16 protein-coding genes and 7 tRNA genes are annotated in these 17326 nt (G+C 55.1%); 3 read left to right on the top strand and 20 right to left on the bottom strand.

Annotated elements, in window-relative coordinates; all coding sequences use genetic code 11:
- Nucleotides 1-4: 4 nt before the first annotated feature.
- Genes nadD through leuS form a run of 4 tightly spaced genes read right to left on the bottom strand, consistent with a single transcriptional unit; the run spans nucleotide 5 to nucleotide 4866 of the window.
- Nucleotides 5-649 (bottom strand): nicotinate-nucleotide adenylyltransferase, encoded by a 645-nt coding sequence (gene nadD, locus K6R05_RS13720; protein WP_161732079.1) that lies wholly within the window; start codon nucleotides 647-649, stop codon nucleotides 5-7.
- Complete coding sequence (gene holA / locus K6R05_RS13715; protein WP_161732081.1) at nucleotides 642-1673, bottom strand: DNA polymerase III subunit delta; 1032 nt, start codon at nucleotides 1671-1673, stop codon at nucleotides 642-644. Before holA ends, nadD begins: the two co-directional genes overlap by 8 nt.
- Complete coding sequence (gene lptE, locus K6R05_RS13710; RefSeq protein WP_161732083.1) at nucleotides 1670-2269, bottom strand: LPS assembly lipoprotein LptE; 600 nt, start codon at nucleotides 2267-2269, stop codon at nucleotides 1670-1672. The genes holA and lptE overlap by 4 nt, the downstream gene beginning before the upstream one ends.
- Before the next feature lie 14 nt (nucleotides 2270-2283).
- On the bottom strand, nucleotides 2284-4866 hold the full coding sequence (gene leuS, locus K6R05_RS13705; RefSeq protein WP_222924370.1) for a leucine--tRNA ligase: 2583 nt from the start codon (nucleotides 4864-4866) through the stop codon (nucleotides 2284-2286).
- A 222-nt stretch (nucleotides 4867-5088) separates the two neighbouring features.
- On the opposite strand from leuS, the gene K6R05_RS13700 reads away from it, so the two are divergent.
- Nucleotides 5089-5571, top strand: coding sequence for a zinc ribbon-containing protein (locus tag K6R05_RS13700; RefSeq protein ID WP_033731844.1), 483 nt, complete (start codon nucleotides 5089-5091; stop codon nucleotides 5569-5571).
- 45 nt (nucleotides 5572-5616) lie between these two features.
- Here K6R05_RS13700 and K6R05_RS13695 read toward each other — a convergent pair whose 3' ends face one another.
- The 4 genes from K6R05_RS13695 to K6R05_RS13680 form a co-directional block, all read right to left on the bottom strand.
- Nucleotides 5617-6342 carry an amino acid ABC transporter ATP-binding protein gene (locus K6R05_RS13695; protein WP_161732087.1) on the bottom strand — a complete coding sequence of 242 codons (726 nt, stop codon included), beginning with the start codon at nucleotides 6340-6342 and terminating at the stop codon, nucleotides 5617-5619.
- Complete coding sequence (gene gltK / locus K6R05_RS13690; protein ID WP_013357106.1) at nucleotides 6343-7020, bottom strand: glutamate/aspartate ABC transporter permease GltK; 678 nt, start codon at nucleotides 7018-7020, stop codon at nucleotides 6343-6345.
- The gene (locus tag K6R05_RS13685; protein WP_161732091.1) at nucleotides 7020-7760 is read right to left on the bottom strand and encodes an amino acid ABC transporter permease; all 741 of its coding nucleotides are present in this window, start codon (nucleotides 7758-7760) and stop codon (nucleotides 7020-7022) included. The genes gltK and K6R05_RS13685 overlap by 1 nt, the downstream gene beginning before the upstream one ends.
- Before the next feature lie 280 nt (nucleotides 7761-8040).
- Nucleotides 8041-8937, bottom strand: a complete 897-nt coding sequence (locus tag K6R05_RS13680; protein ID WP_013357108.1) for an amino acid ABC transporter substrate-binding protein — start codon at nucleotides 8935-8937, stop codon at nucleotides 8041-8043.
- A 142-nt stretch (nucleotides 8938-9079) separates the two neighbouring features.
- Here K6R05_RS13680 and K6R05_RS22155 point away from each other — a divergent pair, with 142 nt between their 5' ends.
- Nucleotides 9080-9208 carry a hypothetical protein gene (locus K6R05_RS22155; protein WP_256497707.1) on the top strand — a complete coding sequence of 43 codons (129 nt, stop codon included), beginning with the start codon at nucleotides 9080-9082 and terminating at the stop codon, nucleotides 9206-9208.
- Nucleotides 9209-9373: 165 nt separating this feature from the next.
- On the opposite strand, the gene lnt is transcribed toward K6R05_RS22155, so the two are convergent.
- The 5 genes from lnt to miaB form a co-directional block, all read right to left on the bottom strand.
- Complete coding sequence (gene lnt, locus K6R05_RS13675) at nucleotides 9374-10897, bottom strand: apolipoprotein N-acyltransferase (protein ID WP_222924368.1); 1524 nt, start codon at nucleotides 10895-10897, stop codon at nucleotides 9374-9376.
- A 4-nt stretch (nucleotides 10898-10901) separates the two neighbouring features.
- On the bottom strand, nucleotides 10902-11783 hold the full coding sequence (corC, locus tag K6R05_RS13670) for a CNNM family magnesium/cobalt transport protein CorC (RefSeq protein ID WP_013357111.1): 882 nt from the start codon (nucleotides 11781-11783) through the stop codon (nucleotides 10902-10904).
- A gap of 82 nt (nucleotides 11784-11865) precedes the next feature.
- The gene (ybeY, locus tag K6R05_RS13665; RefSeq protein ID WP_222924366.1) at nucleotides 11866-12339 is read right to left on the bottom strand and encodes an rRNA maturation RNase YbeY; all 474 of its coding nucleotides are present in this window, start codon (nucleotides 12337-12339) and stop codon (nucleotides 11866-11868) included.
- Nucleotides 12336-13397 carry a PhoH family protein gene (locus K6R05_RS13660; RefSeq protein ID WP_161732097.1) on the bottom strand — a complete coding sequence of 354 codons (1062 nt, stop codon included), beginning with the start codon at nucleotides 13395-13397 and terminating at the stop codon, nucleotides 12336-12338. The genes ybeY and K6R05_RS13660 overlap by 4 nt, the downstream gene beginning before the upstream one ends.
- A gap of 209 nt (nucleotides 13398-13606) precedes the next feature.
- Nucleotides 13607-15031 carry a tRNA (N6-isopentenyl adenosine(37)-C2)-methylthiotransferase MiaB gene (miaB, locus tag K6R05_RS13655; protein WP_222924364.1) on the bottom strand — a complete coding sequence of 475 codons (1425 nt, stop codon included), beginning with the start codon at nucleotides 15029-15031 and terminating at the stop codon, nucleotides 13607-13609.
- A 172-nt stretch (nucleotides 15032-15203) separates the two neighbouring features.
- Between miaB and ubiF the strand changes: the two genes are divergently transcribed.
- Entirely contained in the window at nucleotides 15204-16376 is a 1173-nt protein-coding gene (gene ubiF, locus K6R05_RS13650) for a 3-demethoxyubiquinol 3-hydroxylase (protein ID WP_161732101.1), read from the top strand.
- Between the two features lie 103 nt (nucleotides 16377-16479).
- Here the strand turns inward: ubiF and K6R05_RS13645 are convergent.
- From K6R05_RS13645 to K6R05_RS13615, 7 genes are all read right to left on the bottom strand, one after another.
- A tRNA-Gln gene (locus K6R05_RS13645) sits at nucleotides 16480-16554 on the bottom strand.
- A 28-nt stretch (nucleotides 16555-16582) separates the two neighbouring features.
- Nucleotides 16583-16657: transfer RNA gene (locus tag K6R05_RS13640), tRNA-Gln, on the bottom strand.
- 6 nt (nucleotides 16658-16663) lie between these two features.
- Nucleotides 16664-16740, bottom strand: a tRNA-Met gene (locus K6R05_RS13635).
- Nucleotides 16741-16762: 22 nt separating this feature from the next.
- A tRNA-Gln gene (locus tag K6R05_RS13630) sits at nucleotides 16763-16837 on the bottom strand.
- A gap of 35 nt (nucleotides 16838-16872) precedes the next feature.
- Nucleotides 16873-16947 (bottom strand) — tRNA-Gln (locus K6R05_RS13625).
- A 22-nt stretch (nucleotides 16948-16969) separates the two neighbouring features.
- Nucleotides 16970-17054 (bottom strand) — tRNA-Leu (locus K6R05_RS13620).
- Between the two features lie 9 nt (nucleotides 17055-17063).
- Nucleotides 17064-17140 (bottom strand) — tRNA-Met (locus K6R05_RS13615).
- Between the last annotated feature and the right edge of the window lie 186 nt (nucleotides 17141-17326).

The raw sequence follows: 17326 nt of genomic DNA, 5'->3' as shown, positions 1-17326 counted from the left end.
CGGATCAGTCGCGATATAAGCCTTCGCGGTCGATATAGTCGATCACCGCCGCAGGCAACAGGTCGTCGCAGGGCTGGTTCTGATGGCGACGGCGGCGAATTTCGGTCGCCGAAATGTCATAGAGTGGGGTTTCCGCCAGCCAGATATGGCCTGCGGGCTGCTGATGCAGCTGCCGGATATCCTGAGCGAGATGCTGATTAAGCCAGTGCTGCATCTCCGGCGAGTCGAACCGGGTCGCATAGCCGGGACGCTGGCATACCAGCAGATGGCAGAGTGACAACAGATCCTGCCAGCGATGCCATTTCGATAAGCTCAGCAGGGAATCCTGACCGATGATAAAAGCCAGCGGCTGCGCTGCACCGCGTTCGGCGCGCCAGGCTTCCAGGGTGGTTACGGTCCAGGAGGGCGTGTCGCGTTCCAGCTCCCGGGTATCAATCTCAAACAGCGGTAAGTCACGGATAGCACAGCGCAGCATAGCAACCCGCTGGGTCGCGCTGGCTTCCGGTTGTGGACGATGCGGTGGCACATTGTTGGGCAGCAGCGTCACACGCTGTAAGCTGGTCTGTTGAGCCAGTGCTTCGACCGGGCGCAGATGGCCAAAATGAATCGGATCGAAGGTGCCACCAAACAGCGCGTGTAACTCAGACATGGGCAAAACTCGTCGGAAAAGCACGACTGCTGAGCAGCAGTGTCAGGGTCTGTAACTGCGGCCATACCGGCTGCCCATAATCCTGCTTCAGGGTGATCTCAATCTGACTGAGCAGATGAATCGCGCGTTGAAGACGCGTGGCGTCCAGGCGTTGCAGTGCGTCAGTGAACAGCGCGCGGCGGTTCTGCCAGATACGCTGTTGATCCATCAGCGTACGCAACGGCTGCTGCGCCTGATGGCGATGCAGATGCAGCAGCGTCAGCAGATCGCGCTGTAGCGTACGCAGCAGAATCACGACTTCGCTCTCTTCTTTCTCCAGCTGATGCAGGATGTGCAGCGCGCGACGGCTCTTACCCGCCAGCAGAGCATCGACCCAGTGGAACGGTGTGAAGTGAGCCGCATCGCTGACCGCCTCTTCAACCCGGGGCAGGGTCAGCTTGCCGTCAGGCCACTGCAGCGAGAGACGCTCCAGCGCCTGGGCCAGCGCCAGCAGATTGCCTTCATAGCAGTAACACAACAGCTGCACGGCCGCGTCATCGACCGAGAGTTTCAGCGCCTGAGCCCGATTCGCGACCCAGCGTGGCAGTTGTGCCTGTTCGGGCGTCTGGCAGGGCACGAAAACTGCGGAGGCGGACAGGGCTTTAAACCATGCACTGTTTTCCTGCGCGCGGGTCAGCTTTGGCATCCGGCAGATCAGCAGAATATCGGCATGCAGCAGCTGCGACAGCTTAACCAACTGCTCGGCCATTGCGGCATTGGGGCCATTCTCGGGGAATTGCAGCGTCATCGTCTGACGCTGGGCAAACAGACTCAGTGACTGGCAACTGACAAACAGGCTCTCCCAGTCGGTCTGGGCGTCCAGCGTAAAACTAAAATGTTCTTCAAATTGCTGCGCGGTTGCGGCGGCACGGATGGCATCCGCACTCTCCTGCAACAGCAGCGGTTCGTTTCCGGCTAACAGATAACAGGCGCGCAGCCCCTCACGGAGCTGCGCGCTGAGTTGCTCAGGATAAATCCTGATCATTGCAGGCTGGTAGCAGAGGAAGAGGGTGCTTCCTGTGAACCCTGACCCGGAACCGGAATCACTGACGCCGGTAAGGTCTCTTTATTGTTGATCTGTGCAGCATGCACGGTCAGCAGCTTACGTACCAGCTGTTCGGCAGCACGCTGACGCATCTCCTGCGTAATCAGATCCTGCTCGGCATCTTTTGCCAGCGCAGCATTCGGGTTATCGAAGAATGAACGATAAACCGTGGTGCTGATTGGGTAGATTCCTTTGCCCGGCAACAGGACCTGCGCCGTCAGCGTCATGACCAGCTGATACTCAGCAGAGGTGCCGCTGATAAAGACCGATGCGGTGTTACGTCCCGACACTTCAGGACCCAGACGCAGCGTCGGAATATCGGTGCGCTTCTGTTTAGTGTCTTCAACAATAGTGACATCGTTGATACGCAGTTGCTGGCGCACAGTACGCGCCAGCGGTCCATAAGGATCGCCGGTTGAAACAATCAGGGTTTTCAGTTCGCTGGGCACCTGTGTGGTGCCGCGCGGATGAAAACCGCAGCCAGCGGTGATAACCACCGCCAGCATGACAAACAGCCTGATAATCGGATGTCGCACAGTTCCTCCTGAACTTAACCTACGACCAGGTTAAGCAGTTTGCCCGGTACATAAATGACTTTACGGATAGTCACGCCGTCCAGATACTTCGCCACCAGATGCTCCTGAGCCGCGCGTGCCTGAACCTGTTCCTGCGTTGCCTCGGCGGGTACGGTAATTTTGCCACGCACTTTACCGTTCACCTGCACCACGACCAGCAGTGAATCTTCAACCATAGCGGCTTCATCAGCCACCGGCCAGCTCGCTTCATCGATGGTGCCTTCGCCACCCAGCGTCTGCCACAGAACATAGCAGGCGTGCGGGGTAAACGGATAGAGAAGACGGACGATAGCCAGCAGTGCTTCCTGCATCAGAGCGCGATCCTGCTCGCTTTCCTGCGGGGCACGCGCCAGTTTGTTCATCAGCTCCATAATCGCTGCAATGGCGGTGTTAAAAGTCTGACGACGGCCAATATCATCCGCCACTTTGGCGATGGTTTTGTGCAGGTCACGACGCAGCGATTTCTGCTCGTCATTCAGGCTATCCACATCCAGCGCCACGGTCGCACCCTGTGAGGTGTGCTCGTAGACCAGCTTCCAGACACGCTTCAGGAAGCGGTTCGCTCCTTCAACGCCCGATTCCTGCCACTCCAGCGTCATATCGGCCGGTGAAGCAAACATCATGAACAGACGCACGGTATCCGCGCCGTAACGCTCAACCATCAGCTGTGGGTCGATGCCATTGTTTTTCGACTTCGACATTTTACTCATGCCCGCATAAATCACCTCGCGGCCCTGCGTATCGGTGGCTTTTACAATGCGGCCTTTCTCATCACGCTCAACCTCAACGTCAACCGGTGAAACCCAGTTACGCTCGCCGTTGTTACCGAGATAGTAGAAGGCATCAGCCAGCACCATGCCCTGGCACAGCAGACGTTTGGCTGGTTCATTCGAGTTGACCAGGCCCGCGTCACGCAGCAGCTTGTGGAAGAAGCGGAAATACATCAGGTGCATGATGGCGTGTTCAATACCCCCCACATACTGATCGACCGGCAGCCAGTAGTTTGCGGCGGCCGGATCCAGCATGCCTTCCTTGTAGCTGGCGCAGGTATAGCGCGCGTAGTACCAGGAGGACTCCATGAAGGTGTCAAAGGTGTCGGTTTCACGCAGAGCAGACTGGCCATTTACGGTGGTCTTCGCCCACTCCGGATCCGCTTTGATCGGGCTGGTAATGCCATCCATTACCACATCTTCCGGCAGGATCACCGGCAGCTGGTCTTCAGGTGTCGGCATTACGGTGCCATCTTCCAGCGTGACCATTGGGATCGGTGCACCCCAGTAACGCTGACGGGAAACACCCCAGTCGCGCAGACGGTAGTTCACTTTACGAACGCCCACGCCTTTTGCCGCCAGAGAATCTGCAATGGCGGTAAACCCTGCGGCGTGATCCAGACCGTTGAACTCACCTGAATTAAACAGCGCGCCTTTGTCGGTCATTGCCGCAACGCTGACGTCAGGAATAGAGCCATCCAGGTTGAGTACTACCGGCTTGATCGCCAGATCGTATTTAGTGGCAAATTCCCAGTCGCGCTGGTCGTGCGCCGGGACCGCCATGACGGCACCGGTGCCATATTCCATCAGCACGAAGTTAGCGACCCAGACCGGGAGAAGCTCGCCGGTCAGCGGATGAATAACAGACAGGCCGGTCGCCATGCCTTTCTTCTCCATGGTCGCCATATCGGCTTCGGCCACTTTGGTATTGCGGCATTCAGCGATAAAGTCAGCCAGTGCCGGGTTATTCACCGACGCCTGGGTTGCCAGCGGATGACCCGCCGCAACGGCAACATAGGTTGCGCCGATAAAGGTATCCGGGCGGGTGGTATAGACGGTAACTTTCTCTTCGCTGCCAGCAACGTCGAAAGTGATTTCGACGCCTTCAGAACGGCCAATCCAGTTACGCTGCATGGTTTTGACCTGCTCAGGCCACTCTTCCAGCGTATCCAGATCGTTCAGCAGCTCTTCCGCATAATCGGTGATTTTGATAAACCACTGAGGGATCTCTTTGCGCTCAACTTTGGTGTCACAGCGCCAGCAGCAGCCATCGATCACCTGCTCGTTCGCCAGCACCGTCTGATCGTTCGGACACCAGTTGACGGCAGAGGTCTTTTTATAGACCAGACCTTTTTCATACAGTTTGGTGAAGAACCACTGTTCCCAGCGATAGTACTCTGGCTGGCAGGTCGCCAGTTCACGACTCCAGTCATAGCCAAAGCCCAGCAATTTAAGCTGGTTTTTCATGTAGGCGATGTTGTCGTATGTCCAGGGGGCCGGTGCGGTGTTATTTTTAACCGCAGCGCCTTCCGCAGGCAGGCCGAAAGCATCCCAGCCAATCGGCTGTAGTACGTTTTTGCCGAGCATACGCTGATAACGCGCGATTACGTCGCCGATGGTGTAGTTACGAACGTGGCCCATATGCAGGCGGCCAGAAGGATAGGGCAACATGGAGAGGCAATAGTATTTCTCTTTACCTTCCTGCTCAGTCACTTTAAACGTTTCGTTTTCATCCCAGTGTTGCTGCACACGGGATTCAATCTCTTCCGGGCGGTATTGCTCTTGCATGGCTGCCTGTGGTCCTTTATGAATAACATTTTTCGGGCTCTACGATCCGCATAGCATACCCATAAGGCCGCGTATCAACAACACTTCCCACTTTTGCTGGCACGATTTCTGCTGAAAGCGACAGCCTCTTCACCCTTTTGTAATTCACTGTACAGACGACACGGCAAAAGTCGCATTGCGACTAAACTTAATTCAGCGAGGGTCTGCATAAAGGAGAATAAAATGAATAAAGTAGCTCAGGAATATCGCGAGTCGTTAGCCGTACTGACCGAACGTCTCCGTCAGGGCGATCGGAACCTTGATGAGCTGATTGCCGGGCGACGCAGCCAGTTACGGGTTCGCGATGATATGACGGAAGAAGAGATTGATCAGGCGCTTAGCTCGGTGCGCCGTGATTTAGGCGAATTTGCACGCAGTTATACCGATGTGGAGGAGCCGCTGGCGGATTCACTGTTTATGCGCATTATTCGCGAGAGCGTCTGGAAAGAGCTGGCGGATATCACCGATAAAAGTCAGCTGGAGTGGCGCGAAGTTTTTCAGGATCTGCATCATCACGGTGTATATCAGAGCGGCGAAGTGGTGGGGCTGGGCAATCTGGTATGTGAGAAGTGTCAGTTTACCCGGGCGATCTATACGCCGGAAACCCTGTCGCGCTGTCCGGAATGCGGCAATGACCAGTTTCAGCGTCAGCCTTTTGAACCCTGATAATAAAACCTGTGCGGGCCACTCTGCGTGACCCGCACAGGTTGTTTAGTGCAGAATTTTAGCGAGGAAATCTTTCGCGCGGTCAGACTGTGGATTATTAAAGAAGTCATCTTTGTTGGTGTCTTCGATAATTTTCCCTTCATCCATGAAGATCACACGATTGGCGACTTTACGGGCGAAGCCCATCTCGTGTGTCACCACCATCATCGTCATCCCCTCCTGTGCCAGTTCAACCATCACATCCAGCACTTCGTTGATCATTTCCGGATCCAGCGCGGACGTTGGTTCATCAAACAGCATCGCGATGGGGTCCATGCAGAGCGCACGCGCAATGGCTACACGCTGCTGCTGCCCGCCAGAGAGCTGGCCAGGGAACTTGTCGGCATGGGCTGAGAGACCCACACGCTTCAGCAGCTTCAGTCCTTTATCGCGGGCTGCTGCCTTGTCACGCTTCAGCACTTTCACCTGCGCCAGCACCAGATTGTTGATAATGCTCAGATGCGGGAACAGCTCGAAGTGCTGGAACACCATACCGACCTGACTGCGAAGCTGCGCAAGGTTGGTTTTTTTGTTGTTCACCTCGGTGCCGTTGACCGCAATCACACCCTGCTGAACCGGCTCGAGTCCGTTCACCGTTTTGATCAGCGTTGATTTACCGGAGCCGGACGGCCCGCAGACCACCACTACCTCACCGGTTTTGACCTCGGTTGAGCAGTCGGTCAGCACCTGAAAGTGACCATACCACTTAGAAACATTTTTCAGGCTAATCATTTAAACCGTCCTTTTTCTTTTCAGATAGCTGACCAACAGCGATGCGCTCAGGCTGATAACGAAGTAGACCAGACCTGCAAACAGAACCATTTCAACCTGGGTGCCGTCGCGCTCACCAATGGTGGACGCGGTACGGAAGAAGTCCGCCAGGCTTAAGACATAGACCAGCGAGGTATCCTGGAACAGTACGATACCCTGCGTCAGTAACAGCGGAACCATGGCGCGGAACGCCTGCGGCAGGATGATCAGGCGCATTGCCTGCCACTGTGTCATACCCAGCGCCAGCGCGGCATTGCCCTGTCCACGCGAAATACTGATGATGCCGGCACGAATGATTTCGGAGTAGTAGGCCGCTTCAAACAGCGAAAAGGCAACCATGGCGGAAATCAGCCGGATATCGGTTTTCGGCGACAGGCCCAGGACCTGCTGCAGGAAACTCGGCACCACCAGATAGAACCACAGCAGCACCATGACCAGCGGCACCGAACGGAACAGGTTGACGTAGATTTTGGCGAACCAGCTGACGGGCTTAAAGCTCGACAGACGCATCACCGCCAGCAGGGTTCCCCACAAAATACCGAAAACCACGGCAGTAATGGTGATCTTGAAGGTAATCACTAAGCCGTTAAGCAGGTAGGGCAGGCTGGGTGTAATCGAACTCCAGTCAAAGTCGTACATTACTTGCCTCCCGCATTGCCTGGCAGCCGGACTTTACGCTCGACCAGACTCATCAACAGCATAATCACCAGGTTAATCGCGACATAGGCCAGCGTAATGGCGGTAAAGGATTCATAGGCGTGAGCAGAATAGTCGAGCAGTTTGCCCGCCTGCGCCGCCATATCGACCAGACCGATGGTGGAGGCGATAGCGGAGTTCTTTACCAGGTTCAGCATTTCCGAGGTCATCGGCGGAACAATCACACGATACGCATTCGGCAGCAGGACATAGCGATAGGTCTGCGGCAGGGTTAATCCCATCGCCAGACCGGCATTTTTCTGTCCTGTCGGCAGTGACTGAATGGCTGCGCGCACCTGCTCGCAGACGCGGGCGGCGGTAAAAAGGCCAAGACAGATCATTGAAGAGAGGAAGAACTGAATGTTGGGGTCCAGCTCAGACTTAAACCACATGCCGAGCTTTTCGCCCACCAGTTCGGGCGCCACCAGATACCAGAAGAAGAACTGGACGATCAGCGGGATGTTACGAAACAGTTCCACATAGCAGGTGCCAATGGTCGACAGCAGGCGATTAGGCACGGTGCGCAGAATGCCGAAAAATGAACCCACGCAGAAGGCGATAATCCAGGCGCAGCAGGAGACGGCTATCGTCACCTGAAAACCGGACCACAGCCAGCCGAGGTAGGTTGTGTTACCGAACGGGGCCTGTTCGAGGAAAATGCCCCAGTTCCAATCGATACCCATAACGAGCTCCGGAAAAAAAGGGTAGCTAAGCTACCCTGAAGATTGATGAACGGCGTTTTATTTCCTGACTCAGGGGAACGACCCGTGTCAGTCTGTCTGTCCATGCCGCGGTTTCAGCAATCGAGAGGGCAGCCAGGCTGCCCTTGTTATACCCGCCGTCTTTCAGGCTGCATTTTTGTTGGCCAGGTTCACTCATCCAAATGACTTACCTGAGTAAGCTCACCGGGATGCATTCTCTTGCCGTCTCAATGCAATCTGAGATCCATTGGGTATTTTTTTGTTAATTCAGTGCTTTGTCATTTGGCGTTTTGAACAGGGCTTTCATGTCATCAGAGAGTTCAAAGTTCATGTTCAGATTCTTTGGCGGAATCGGCTGTTTAAACCAGGTATCGAACCATTTTTCTGCCTGGCCAGAGGTCTGGGCTTTAGCAATAGTTTCATCGACCAGCGCTTTAAACTGCGGATCATCTTTACGCAGCATGCAGCCATAGGCCTCTTTTGACTGCGGCGTACCTAAGATTTCCCAGTTATCTGGCTTTTTAGCTTTGGCGCGTTCGCCAGCCAGCAGAGCATCATCCATCATGAAAGCCACGGCACGACCGGTTTCCAGCGTACGGAAAGAGTCACCGTGATCTTTGGCGCTGATGATGCGCATATCCAGTTTCTGTTCGTCGTTGAGTTTATGAAGCAGCACTTCAGAGGTGGTTCCTGAAGTCACCACCACCGTTTTGCCTTTCAGATCAGCGAAATCTTTGATCGGGCCATCTTTCTTAACCAGCAGACGGGTGCCGATGACAAAAATGGTGTCAGAGAACGCGGCCTGTTTCTGGCGCTCAAGGTTGTTGGTGGTAGAGCCACACTCATAATCGTAGGTGCCGTTTTGCAGCAGCGGAATACGGTTTTGTGAGGTGATCGGGATCATTTTGACCTGCAAATCCGGCTTGTTCAGCTTCGCTTTGATGGCTTCCACGATGGCGTTTGAGTAAGCCTGTGAATAGCCGACGACTTTTTGCTGGTTGTCATAGTAAGAAAAGGGAACTGATGATTCGCGATGCCCGACCACAATGACGCCGTTGTCATTGATCTTCTTCAGGGTGCCGCTGAGATCTTCCGCCTGGGCCGCTCCCGCCGCTGCGCTGATCAGCAGAAGAGATAATGCCACTTTGCGTAGTTGCATGTTCCAACTCCTTCGTATGAAAAAGGCCCAGGCTGATACCTGTGCTGATTATGATGTTGTGTCTGTTTTTTGCTGCGTTTCTGCTCATTCTGCGGGCTAAATGGGCGCAGAAGAGTCACTAACATAGCGGATTGTTAACGCAATGAAACAAAAAAGTTTCTTTTTTGCGAGGCAATCCGCACCAAAAAAAGGCAAATATCTTGCTCTGCGCATTAACGGTGCAGCAGAGGCGACTGTTTTGGTGCAAACGGCCAGGCATCAGCGCCTGTAATCCGCCTGTCGGCGAAAAACAGTGAAACATTCTGCAATCATCGTGCCAGAAAGCGGTGCATGGTGAGAAAGGCAGCAGAGTATGTGGTCAGGGGAGTGAGATATACCGGAGAGCGAGCAAAGAAAAAAGGCGAAGCCTGCGCTTCGCCTTGAAGGATCGGATAGGTTACCGGCGTCGACGCAGCAGAGCTATCATTGCCGCCAGTAGCGTCAGTGACCAGACTGGCCAGATGCCCGCCCGCGCATACGGGGTTTCCCCCTGTGTCGGCGTGACTTTGCTGGTCAGCACGTCGCGGGTAAACTGCGGCAGCATCGCCTCCACATCACCACTGGCATTTACTACTGCCGTCACGCCGTTGTTGGTGCTGCGCAACAGCGGACGTCCCAGCTCCAGCGCCCGCATTCTCGCCATCTGGAAGTGCTGCCACGGTCCGATAGAATGACCAAACCAGGCATCGTTCGAAACGGTCAGCAGGAAACTGGTGTCGGGATGGAAGTTAGCCCGCACCTGCTCACCGAGCACGATCTCATAACAGATGGCGCTGGTCAGGTTATAGCCTGCGACGCTGAGTTGCGGCTGGAGATAGTTGCCACGGCTGAAAGCCGACATCGGCAGATCAAAGAACGGGGCCAGCGGACGCAGCAGGTCGGCCAGCGGCACAAATTCGCCAAACGGCACCAGATGATTCTTCTGGTAACGATTGCCGCTGAAGTAGTTATAAGGCGTTTTGCCGCCCAGCACGATCACGGTGTTGTAGTCGTGATAACGATTCTGCTCCAGTCGGGAGTCCACGATACCGGTGACCAGTGAGCTGCCACGTTCACGCAGTTCATCATCCAGCGAACGCAGGAACGGCTGCTGATTACTTTCCAGATCGGTAATTGCCGATTCTGGCCAGATAATGATTGGCGCCTTACCCATCAGCGGCTGGCTCAGACCGTTATAGATGCGCAGAGTAGTGAGCAGTTGCTGAGGATCCCACTTCATCGACTGCGGGATGTTTCCCTGAACCAGCGCCACTTCTACGGCACGCTCTGGCATTGGCTGAACCCACTGGATGTAGCGCAGTGGCCACGGCAGGGCCAGCAGCAGCAACGCCGCCACCAGACTTCTGACGTTGCGCTGCTGCAGAGCATAAGCCAGCAGGCCAGCAATGACCATCAGCAGGAAGGTCAGGGTCTCGACACCCGCCAGCGGAGCCAGCCCTTTTAACGGTCCGTCAATCTGGCTGTAACCAAACTGCAGCCACGGGAAGCCAGTCAGCACCCAGCCGCGCAGGAACTCGGTCATCTGCCACAATGCCGGTGCCGCCAGCGCCAGGCGCCATAGCGTCGTGCATGGCCAGAGTCGATTGAGTACACCGGCAAACAGCGCCGGGTAAACCGCCAGATACGCCGCCAGCAGCGCCACGATAAAGACATTGACCGGACCAGGCATGCCGCCAAAGGTGGCAACACTGACATAGACCCAGTTAATACCGCTGCCGAACAGACCTACTCCCCACACAAAGCCGATCGCAGTGGCCTGCGGGCTTGAGCGGTTCAGGGTCAGCAACTGTAAGCCGCACAGCGAGAGCAGAGCGGCAGGCCAGAAATCGTAAGGAGAGAAGGCGAGGGTACCCAGTGCACCCGTTATTAAAGCCAGCAGCAGGCGAACCCGCTGGCGCGGGTAGAGTGAGGCTAAAGCCATAGACTTATTCGTCTTCCAGTTGGGGTTGTGGCGAATTTTCCGGGATAGTCACGTGAACCTGGATGATGCGGCGGCTGTCCGCCATCGCCACCTTGAACTGGTAACCTTCAATCTCAATGCTTTCACCACGTGCGGGGAGATGGCCGAAGCCCTGCATGACCAGACCACCAATGGTATCGACTTCATCATCACTGAACTGCGTGCCAAACACCTCATTGAAATCTTCAATGGCGGTCAGTGCGCGCACCGTGAAGGTGTGGCGATTGAGCTGACGGATATCACGATCTTCTTCATCATCATACTCATCTTCAATCTCACCTACGATCAGCTCAAGAATATCTTCGATTGTGACCAGACCGGAGACACCACCAAACTCATCAATAACAATCGCCATGTGATAACGCTGGGAACGGAACTCTTTCAGCATCCGGTCGACACGCTTACTTTCAGGCACCACCACCGCAGGACGCAGCACTTTCTCGATACTGAACGGCTCTGATTCACTGCTCATAAACGGCAGCAGGTCTTTCGCCATCAGAATCCCTTCCACATGATCTTTGTCTTCGCTGATCACCGGGAAGCGGGAGTGCGCGGAGTCGATAATGACATCCAGACACTCTTCGAGGCTCTGATTACGTTTCAGGGTGATCATTTGCGAGCGCGGGATCATGATGTCACGCACGCGCTGCTCCGCAATATCCAGAACCCCTTCAAGCATGTCGCGGGTGTCCTGGTCAATCAGCTCTTTATTATTCGAGTCGCGGATCAGCTCCAGTAGCTCATCACGGTTTTTAGGTTCACCGTGAAAGAGTTGGTTGATTAACAGGGAGAAAAATCCCTTTTTACTACTGGGTGCATCGCTGTTTTGAGAATGGTCGTCGCTCATGGCGGTTTTTAAAGATCTCTCTGGTGAGGAATAGGTGCTGTCAGCAAACCGTGCTGACAGCCGGATAGCCTGAATTCAGGATTCAGGCGTCTTCTTTCTCCGAAATGTACGGATCAGGATACCCAAGAGCAAGCATTATCTCGGTCTCCAGTCCTTCCATCTCGTCAGCTTCGTCGTCTTCAATATGGTCGTAACCCAGCAGGTGGAGCGTACCGTGTACCACCATGTGTGCCCAGTGGGCTTCAACGCTTTTTCCCTGTTCTGCGGCTTCCTGCTCAACCACCTGACGGCAGATGATCAGATCGCCCAGCAGTGGCAGCTCAATGCCCGGCGGCGCTTCAAACGGGAAGGACAGGACATTCGTCGGCTTATCTTTGCCACGATAAGTCAGATTAAGCTCATGACTTTCCGCTTCGTCAACCAGACGTACTGTGACTTCGCTTTCGGGCTGGAAAGGGGTAACAGCCGCTGAGAGCCAGCGGTGAAACTGGCTTTCATCAGGCAAATCAGCGGTGTTATCACAGGCGACCTGCAGGTCGAGAATCACCTGGCTCATTTGCTCTCCTGCGTGGCATTCTGTGCCGCCAGCGCTTCACGTTTACGCTCTTCAGCCTGCTGGTCACGGCGGGTCTGATCGGCGGCTTCCCAGGCTTCATAAGCGGTGACAATGCGGGCAACGACCGGATGGCGCACCACATCTTCGCTGTGGAAGAAGTTAAAGCTGATTTCTTCCACGTCTGCCAGCACCTCAATGGCATGGCGCAGGCCCGACTTGACGTGACGCGGCAGGTCAATCTGGGTAACGTCACCGGTAATCACCGCTTTGGAGTTGAAGCCAATGCGCGTCAGGAACATCTTCATCTGCTCGATGGTGGTGTTCTGACTCTCATCAAGAATGATAAACGCATCGTTCAGCGTTCGACCGCGCATATAGGCCAGTGGGGCAACTTCAATAACGTTGCGCTCCATCAGCTTTTCAACGCGCTCGAAGCCGAGCATTTCAAACAGCGCATCGTAGAGCGGACGCAGATAAGGGTCGACTTTCTGACTCAGGTCGCCTGGCAGGAAGCCGAGCTTTTCACCCGCTTCGACGGCAGGGCGGGTCAGCATGATGCGGCGAATCTCCTGACGCTCCAATGCATCCACGGCCGCAGCCACCGCCAGATAGGTTTTACCGGTACCGGCCGGGCCGACACCAAAGGTAATGTCGTGGTCGAGCACATTCGCGATGTACTGCGCCTGGTTTGGCGTACGCGGTTTGATGACACCACGCTTGGTCTTGATATTGACCGCTTTTCCGTATTCCGGCACGCTTTCGGCGGTTTGCTCCAGTACCCGGCTCTCTTTGATCGCCAGGTGAATCTGGTCTGGCTCGATATCCGGGATCTCGCCACGCATTGGCGCAGTATCGACATACAGGGTCTTCAGAATATCTGCGGCGGCATTGACGCAAAGCGGGCGTCCTGACAGCTTAAAGACGTTGTCACGACGATTGATCTCAATGCCCAGACGACGCTCAAGCTGTTTTACATTATCGTCGAAAGGCCCACACAGGCTCATCAGACGACGGTTATCAGCCGGTTCAAGGGCGATTTCACGAGTTTCGATATTCAAACGAATCCTTTGGGTCACTCAGGGCCAGTTATGGGATGTGTCTGACGCACCGTTGGGCTTAACCGGATGCACCATAACGAAATTATTTATGCCGTAACGCCTGGGCGCAAGCTTAAGGAGAGATATTTGGGCGACACTTTCAGAAACCAAGTGTCGTGGCGTGAAATTGGCGGCAACGCAATGCGCGCTGCCGCACAATATAGCAGGTATCACGGCTGGAACAGACCCACGCCGATGTCGTTTTCTTTGCGGGTACGGGCAATCACGGATGCCGGGCTTTGCGCCATACGCAGGCCCATCTCTTCTTCAGTACGCACCAGCCTGCCGCGCAGCGAGTTGGTGTAGACATCAACAATTTCAACATCCACAAAGCGGCCAATCATCTCAGGCGTGCCTTCAAAATTGACTACGCGGTTATTTTCGGTGCGGCCAGAGACTTCCATGACGTTCTTGCGGGAGATGCCTTCCACCAGTATACGCTGCACGGTGCCGAGCATGCGGCGACTGATCGCCTGCGCCTGCTGGTTAATGCGGTCCTGCAGGATCCACAGACGCTGCTTTTTCTCCTCTTCACTGACATCATCCGGCAGGTCAGCAGCGGGCGTGCCGGGACGGGCAGAGTAGACAAAGCTGAAGCTGACGTCGAAATTGATGTCTGCGATGAGCTTCATGGTCTGCTCGAAATCCTGCTGGGTTTCACCCGGGAAGCCGATGATGAAGTCAGAGCTGATCTCAATATCCGGGCGCGCCGCGCGCAGCTTGCGGATAATCGCCTTATACTCCAGTGCGGTATGCGCGCGCTTCATCAGCGTCAGAATACGGTCTGCACCACTCTGAACCGGCAGATGCAGGAAACTCACCAGCTCCGGGGTATCGCGATAGACATCAATGATGTCATCAGTGAACTCAATCGGGTGGCTGGTGGTGAATCGAATGCGGTCGATGCCGTCGATAGCGGCGACCAGGCGCAGCAGCTCAGCAAAGGTACAGATCTCACCATCAAAGGTGGCACCACGATAAGCGTTGACGTTCTGACCCAACAGGTTAACTTCACGCACGCCCTGCGCCGCCAGCTGGGCGATCTCCAGCAGAATATCATCGCTGGGACGGCTCACTTCCTCACCACGGGTGTAAGGCACCACGCAGAAAGTACAATATTTGTTGCAGCCTTCCATAATGGAGACAAAGGCTGTCGGACCTTCTGCACGCGGTTCCGGCAGACGGTCAAATTTCTCAATTTCCGGGAAGCTGATGTCGACTACCGGGCTTTTGGTGCCGCGCACAGTGTTGATCATCTCCGGCAGGCGGTGCAGCGTCTGCGGACCAAACACAATATCCACGCAGGGAGCACGCTGACGAATATGATCGCCTTCCTGCGACGCCACACAGCCACCCACGCCGATAATCACATCCGGGTTGCACTCTTTGAGTTTTCTCCAGCGTCCCAGCAGATGAAACACCTTCTCCTGCGCTTTCTCACGAATGGAGCAGGTGTTAAGCAGCAGAATATCTGCCTCTTCAGGGACCTCGGTCAGCGTATAGCCGTGCGTACTATTCAGCAGATCAGACATCTTGGATGAATCATACTCATTCATCTGACATCCCCAGGTTTTGATATGCAGTTTTTTTGTCATCGCGCTAGCCATTGATTCAGTGCAGTGAAGTGAGGGGCGCGTATTGTAATGCTTTGATGCTGTGGTGACCAGCCTGAGGGCTTTTCTGCCAGCCATCGGGTTTTCCGGTACACTTTGCTCTATTCAGACCCGCAATGCGCAGGCTGGCAGGAATAATAGAGGGAGTTAAGCAATGCAGGATAATCAGTTTGATGTCGTGATTGTCGGCGGTGGCATGGTCGGTGCTGCGCTGGCCTGTGGACTGACACAGCACCATTTTCGCGTGGCGGTGATTGAGCGTGCCGAACCCGCGCCGTTTGATGCCGACAGCGATCCCGATCTGCGAATTTCAGCAATCGGATCTTCCTCGGTGGCGTTGCTGAAGCAGCTCAATGTCTGGCCGCGGGTCGAAGCGATGCGCAGTGCGCCCTATCGCAGGCTGGAAACCTGGGAGTGGCAGACCGCGCAGGTGAGTTTTGATGCTGCCTCGCTGAACTTGCCTGAACTGGGCTTTATGGTCGAGAACAGCGTGCTTCAGCGGGCATTATGGGAGGAGATGCAGTCGCTGGGCGTGACCTGCTATTGCCCGGCCACGCTGGAAAACCTGCAGCCAGAAAATGGCGGCTGGCGCGTCGACCTTAACGACGGCATGGCCTTGCATACCCGGCTGGTGATTGGTGCAGATGGCGCAAACTCGCAGGTGCGGCAGATGGCCGGAATCGGGATTCATGGCTGGAGCTATGCGCAGTCCTGCCTGCTGATAAGCGTGACCTGCGAACATCCGGCAGGGGATGCGACCTGGCAGCACTTTACACCTCAGGGACCACGAGCCTTTTTACCGCTGTATGGCAACCGGGCCTCGCTGGTCTGGTATGACGCGCCCGCAAGAGTGCGTCAGCTTCAGGCGATGCCGATAGCCCAGCTGGAAAAAGAGATTGCCAGCCACTTCCCGGCGCGGTTGGGACGGTTTAAAGCCCATGCGGCGGGTGGCTTCCCGCTGGTGCGACGTCATGCTTCACGTTATGTCCTGCCTGGGCTGGCGCTGGTCGGTGATGCCGCGCATACCATTAACCCGCTGGCCGGGCAGGGCGTGAATCTGGGGTATCGCGATAGTGATGCGTTGATAGATGTACTGGTGAGCGCACGCGGTGCTGCGGAGGACTGGGCCTCAGAGCGGGTATTACAGCGCTATCACCGGCAGCGTCGCAAAGACAATCTGCTGATGCAGGGCGGGATGGATCTCTTTTATTTTGCCTTCAGCAATCAGCTGGCACCGCTGCGGTTTGCGCGAAATCTTGGACTGATTGCTGCCGAACATTCTGGCGTACTGAAGCGGCAGGTATTGCGTTACGCGCTGGGGCTATAGCCGCTTACGTGTTCAGGCTCGCCGCAGGGCGGGCCTGTAATCAGGATGGTGGAGAAGGGATAAAAACAACAAAGCCCGCAAAAGCGGGCCTGGTTGTGCAATTTGGCTGGGGTGCAGGGATTCGAACCCCGGAATGCTGGTATCAGAAACCAGTGCCTTACCGCTTGGCGACACCCCAATAATGGGCTTTTCAAATTGTCTTTGTATGGCTGGGGTGCAGGGATTCGAACCCCGGAATGCTGGTATCAGAAACCAGTGCCTTACCGCTTGGCGACACCCCAATTATATGGTGGCTACGACGGGAATCGAACCTGTGACCCCAGCATTATGAGTGCTGTGCTCTAACCAGCTGAGCTACGTAGCCAAATTGTACTGCATTTCAATGATGGCTGGGATACCTGGATTCGAACCAGGGAATGCCGGTATCAAAAACCGGTGCCTTACCGCTTGGCGATATCCCATTCGTCCGTTCTCAGCATACAAGAATCATCGAAATTGGCTGGGATACCTGGATTCGAACCAGGGAATGCCGGTATCAAAAACCGGTGCCTTACCGCTTGGCGATATCCCATCCACGCTGCCGAATAATGAAATGGTGCGGGAGGCGAGACTTGAACTCGCACACCTTGCGGCGCCAGAACCTAAATCTGGTGCGTCTACCAATTTCGCCACTCCCGCAAAAAAAGATGGTGGCTACGACGGGAATCGAACCTGTGACCCCAGCATTATGAGTGCTGTGCTCTAACCAGCTGAGCTACGTAGCCATCTTTTTTTCGCGTTACCTTCATCGGCGTTGCGGGGCGCATTATGCGGAGTTGACCAGACAGCGTCAACAAGTTTTTTACCGTTTTTTGCCAGATAATCGCTGTTTGACTGGCTTATAACCAGCCTGGCGGTTTATTCGGCAATTTTTCAGTGAATACAACGCTCATCGTAAAAAAAATGGGCCA

This window comes from Pantoea alfalfae (assembly GCF_019880205.1).
Taxonomy (GTDB): domain Bacteria; phylum Pseudomonadota; class Gammaproteobacteria; order Enterobacterales; family Enterobacteriaceae; genus Pantoea; species Pantoea alfalfae.
This window is presented reverse-complemented; position numbering and strand designations above follow the sequence as displayed.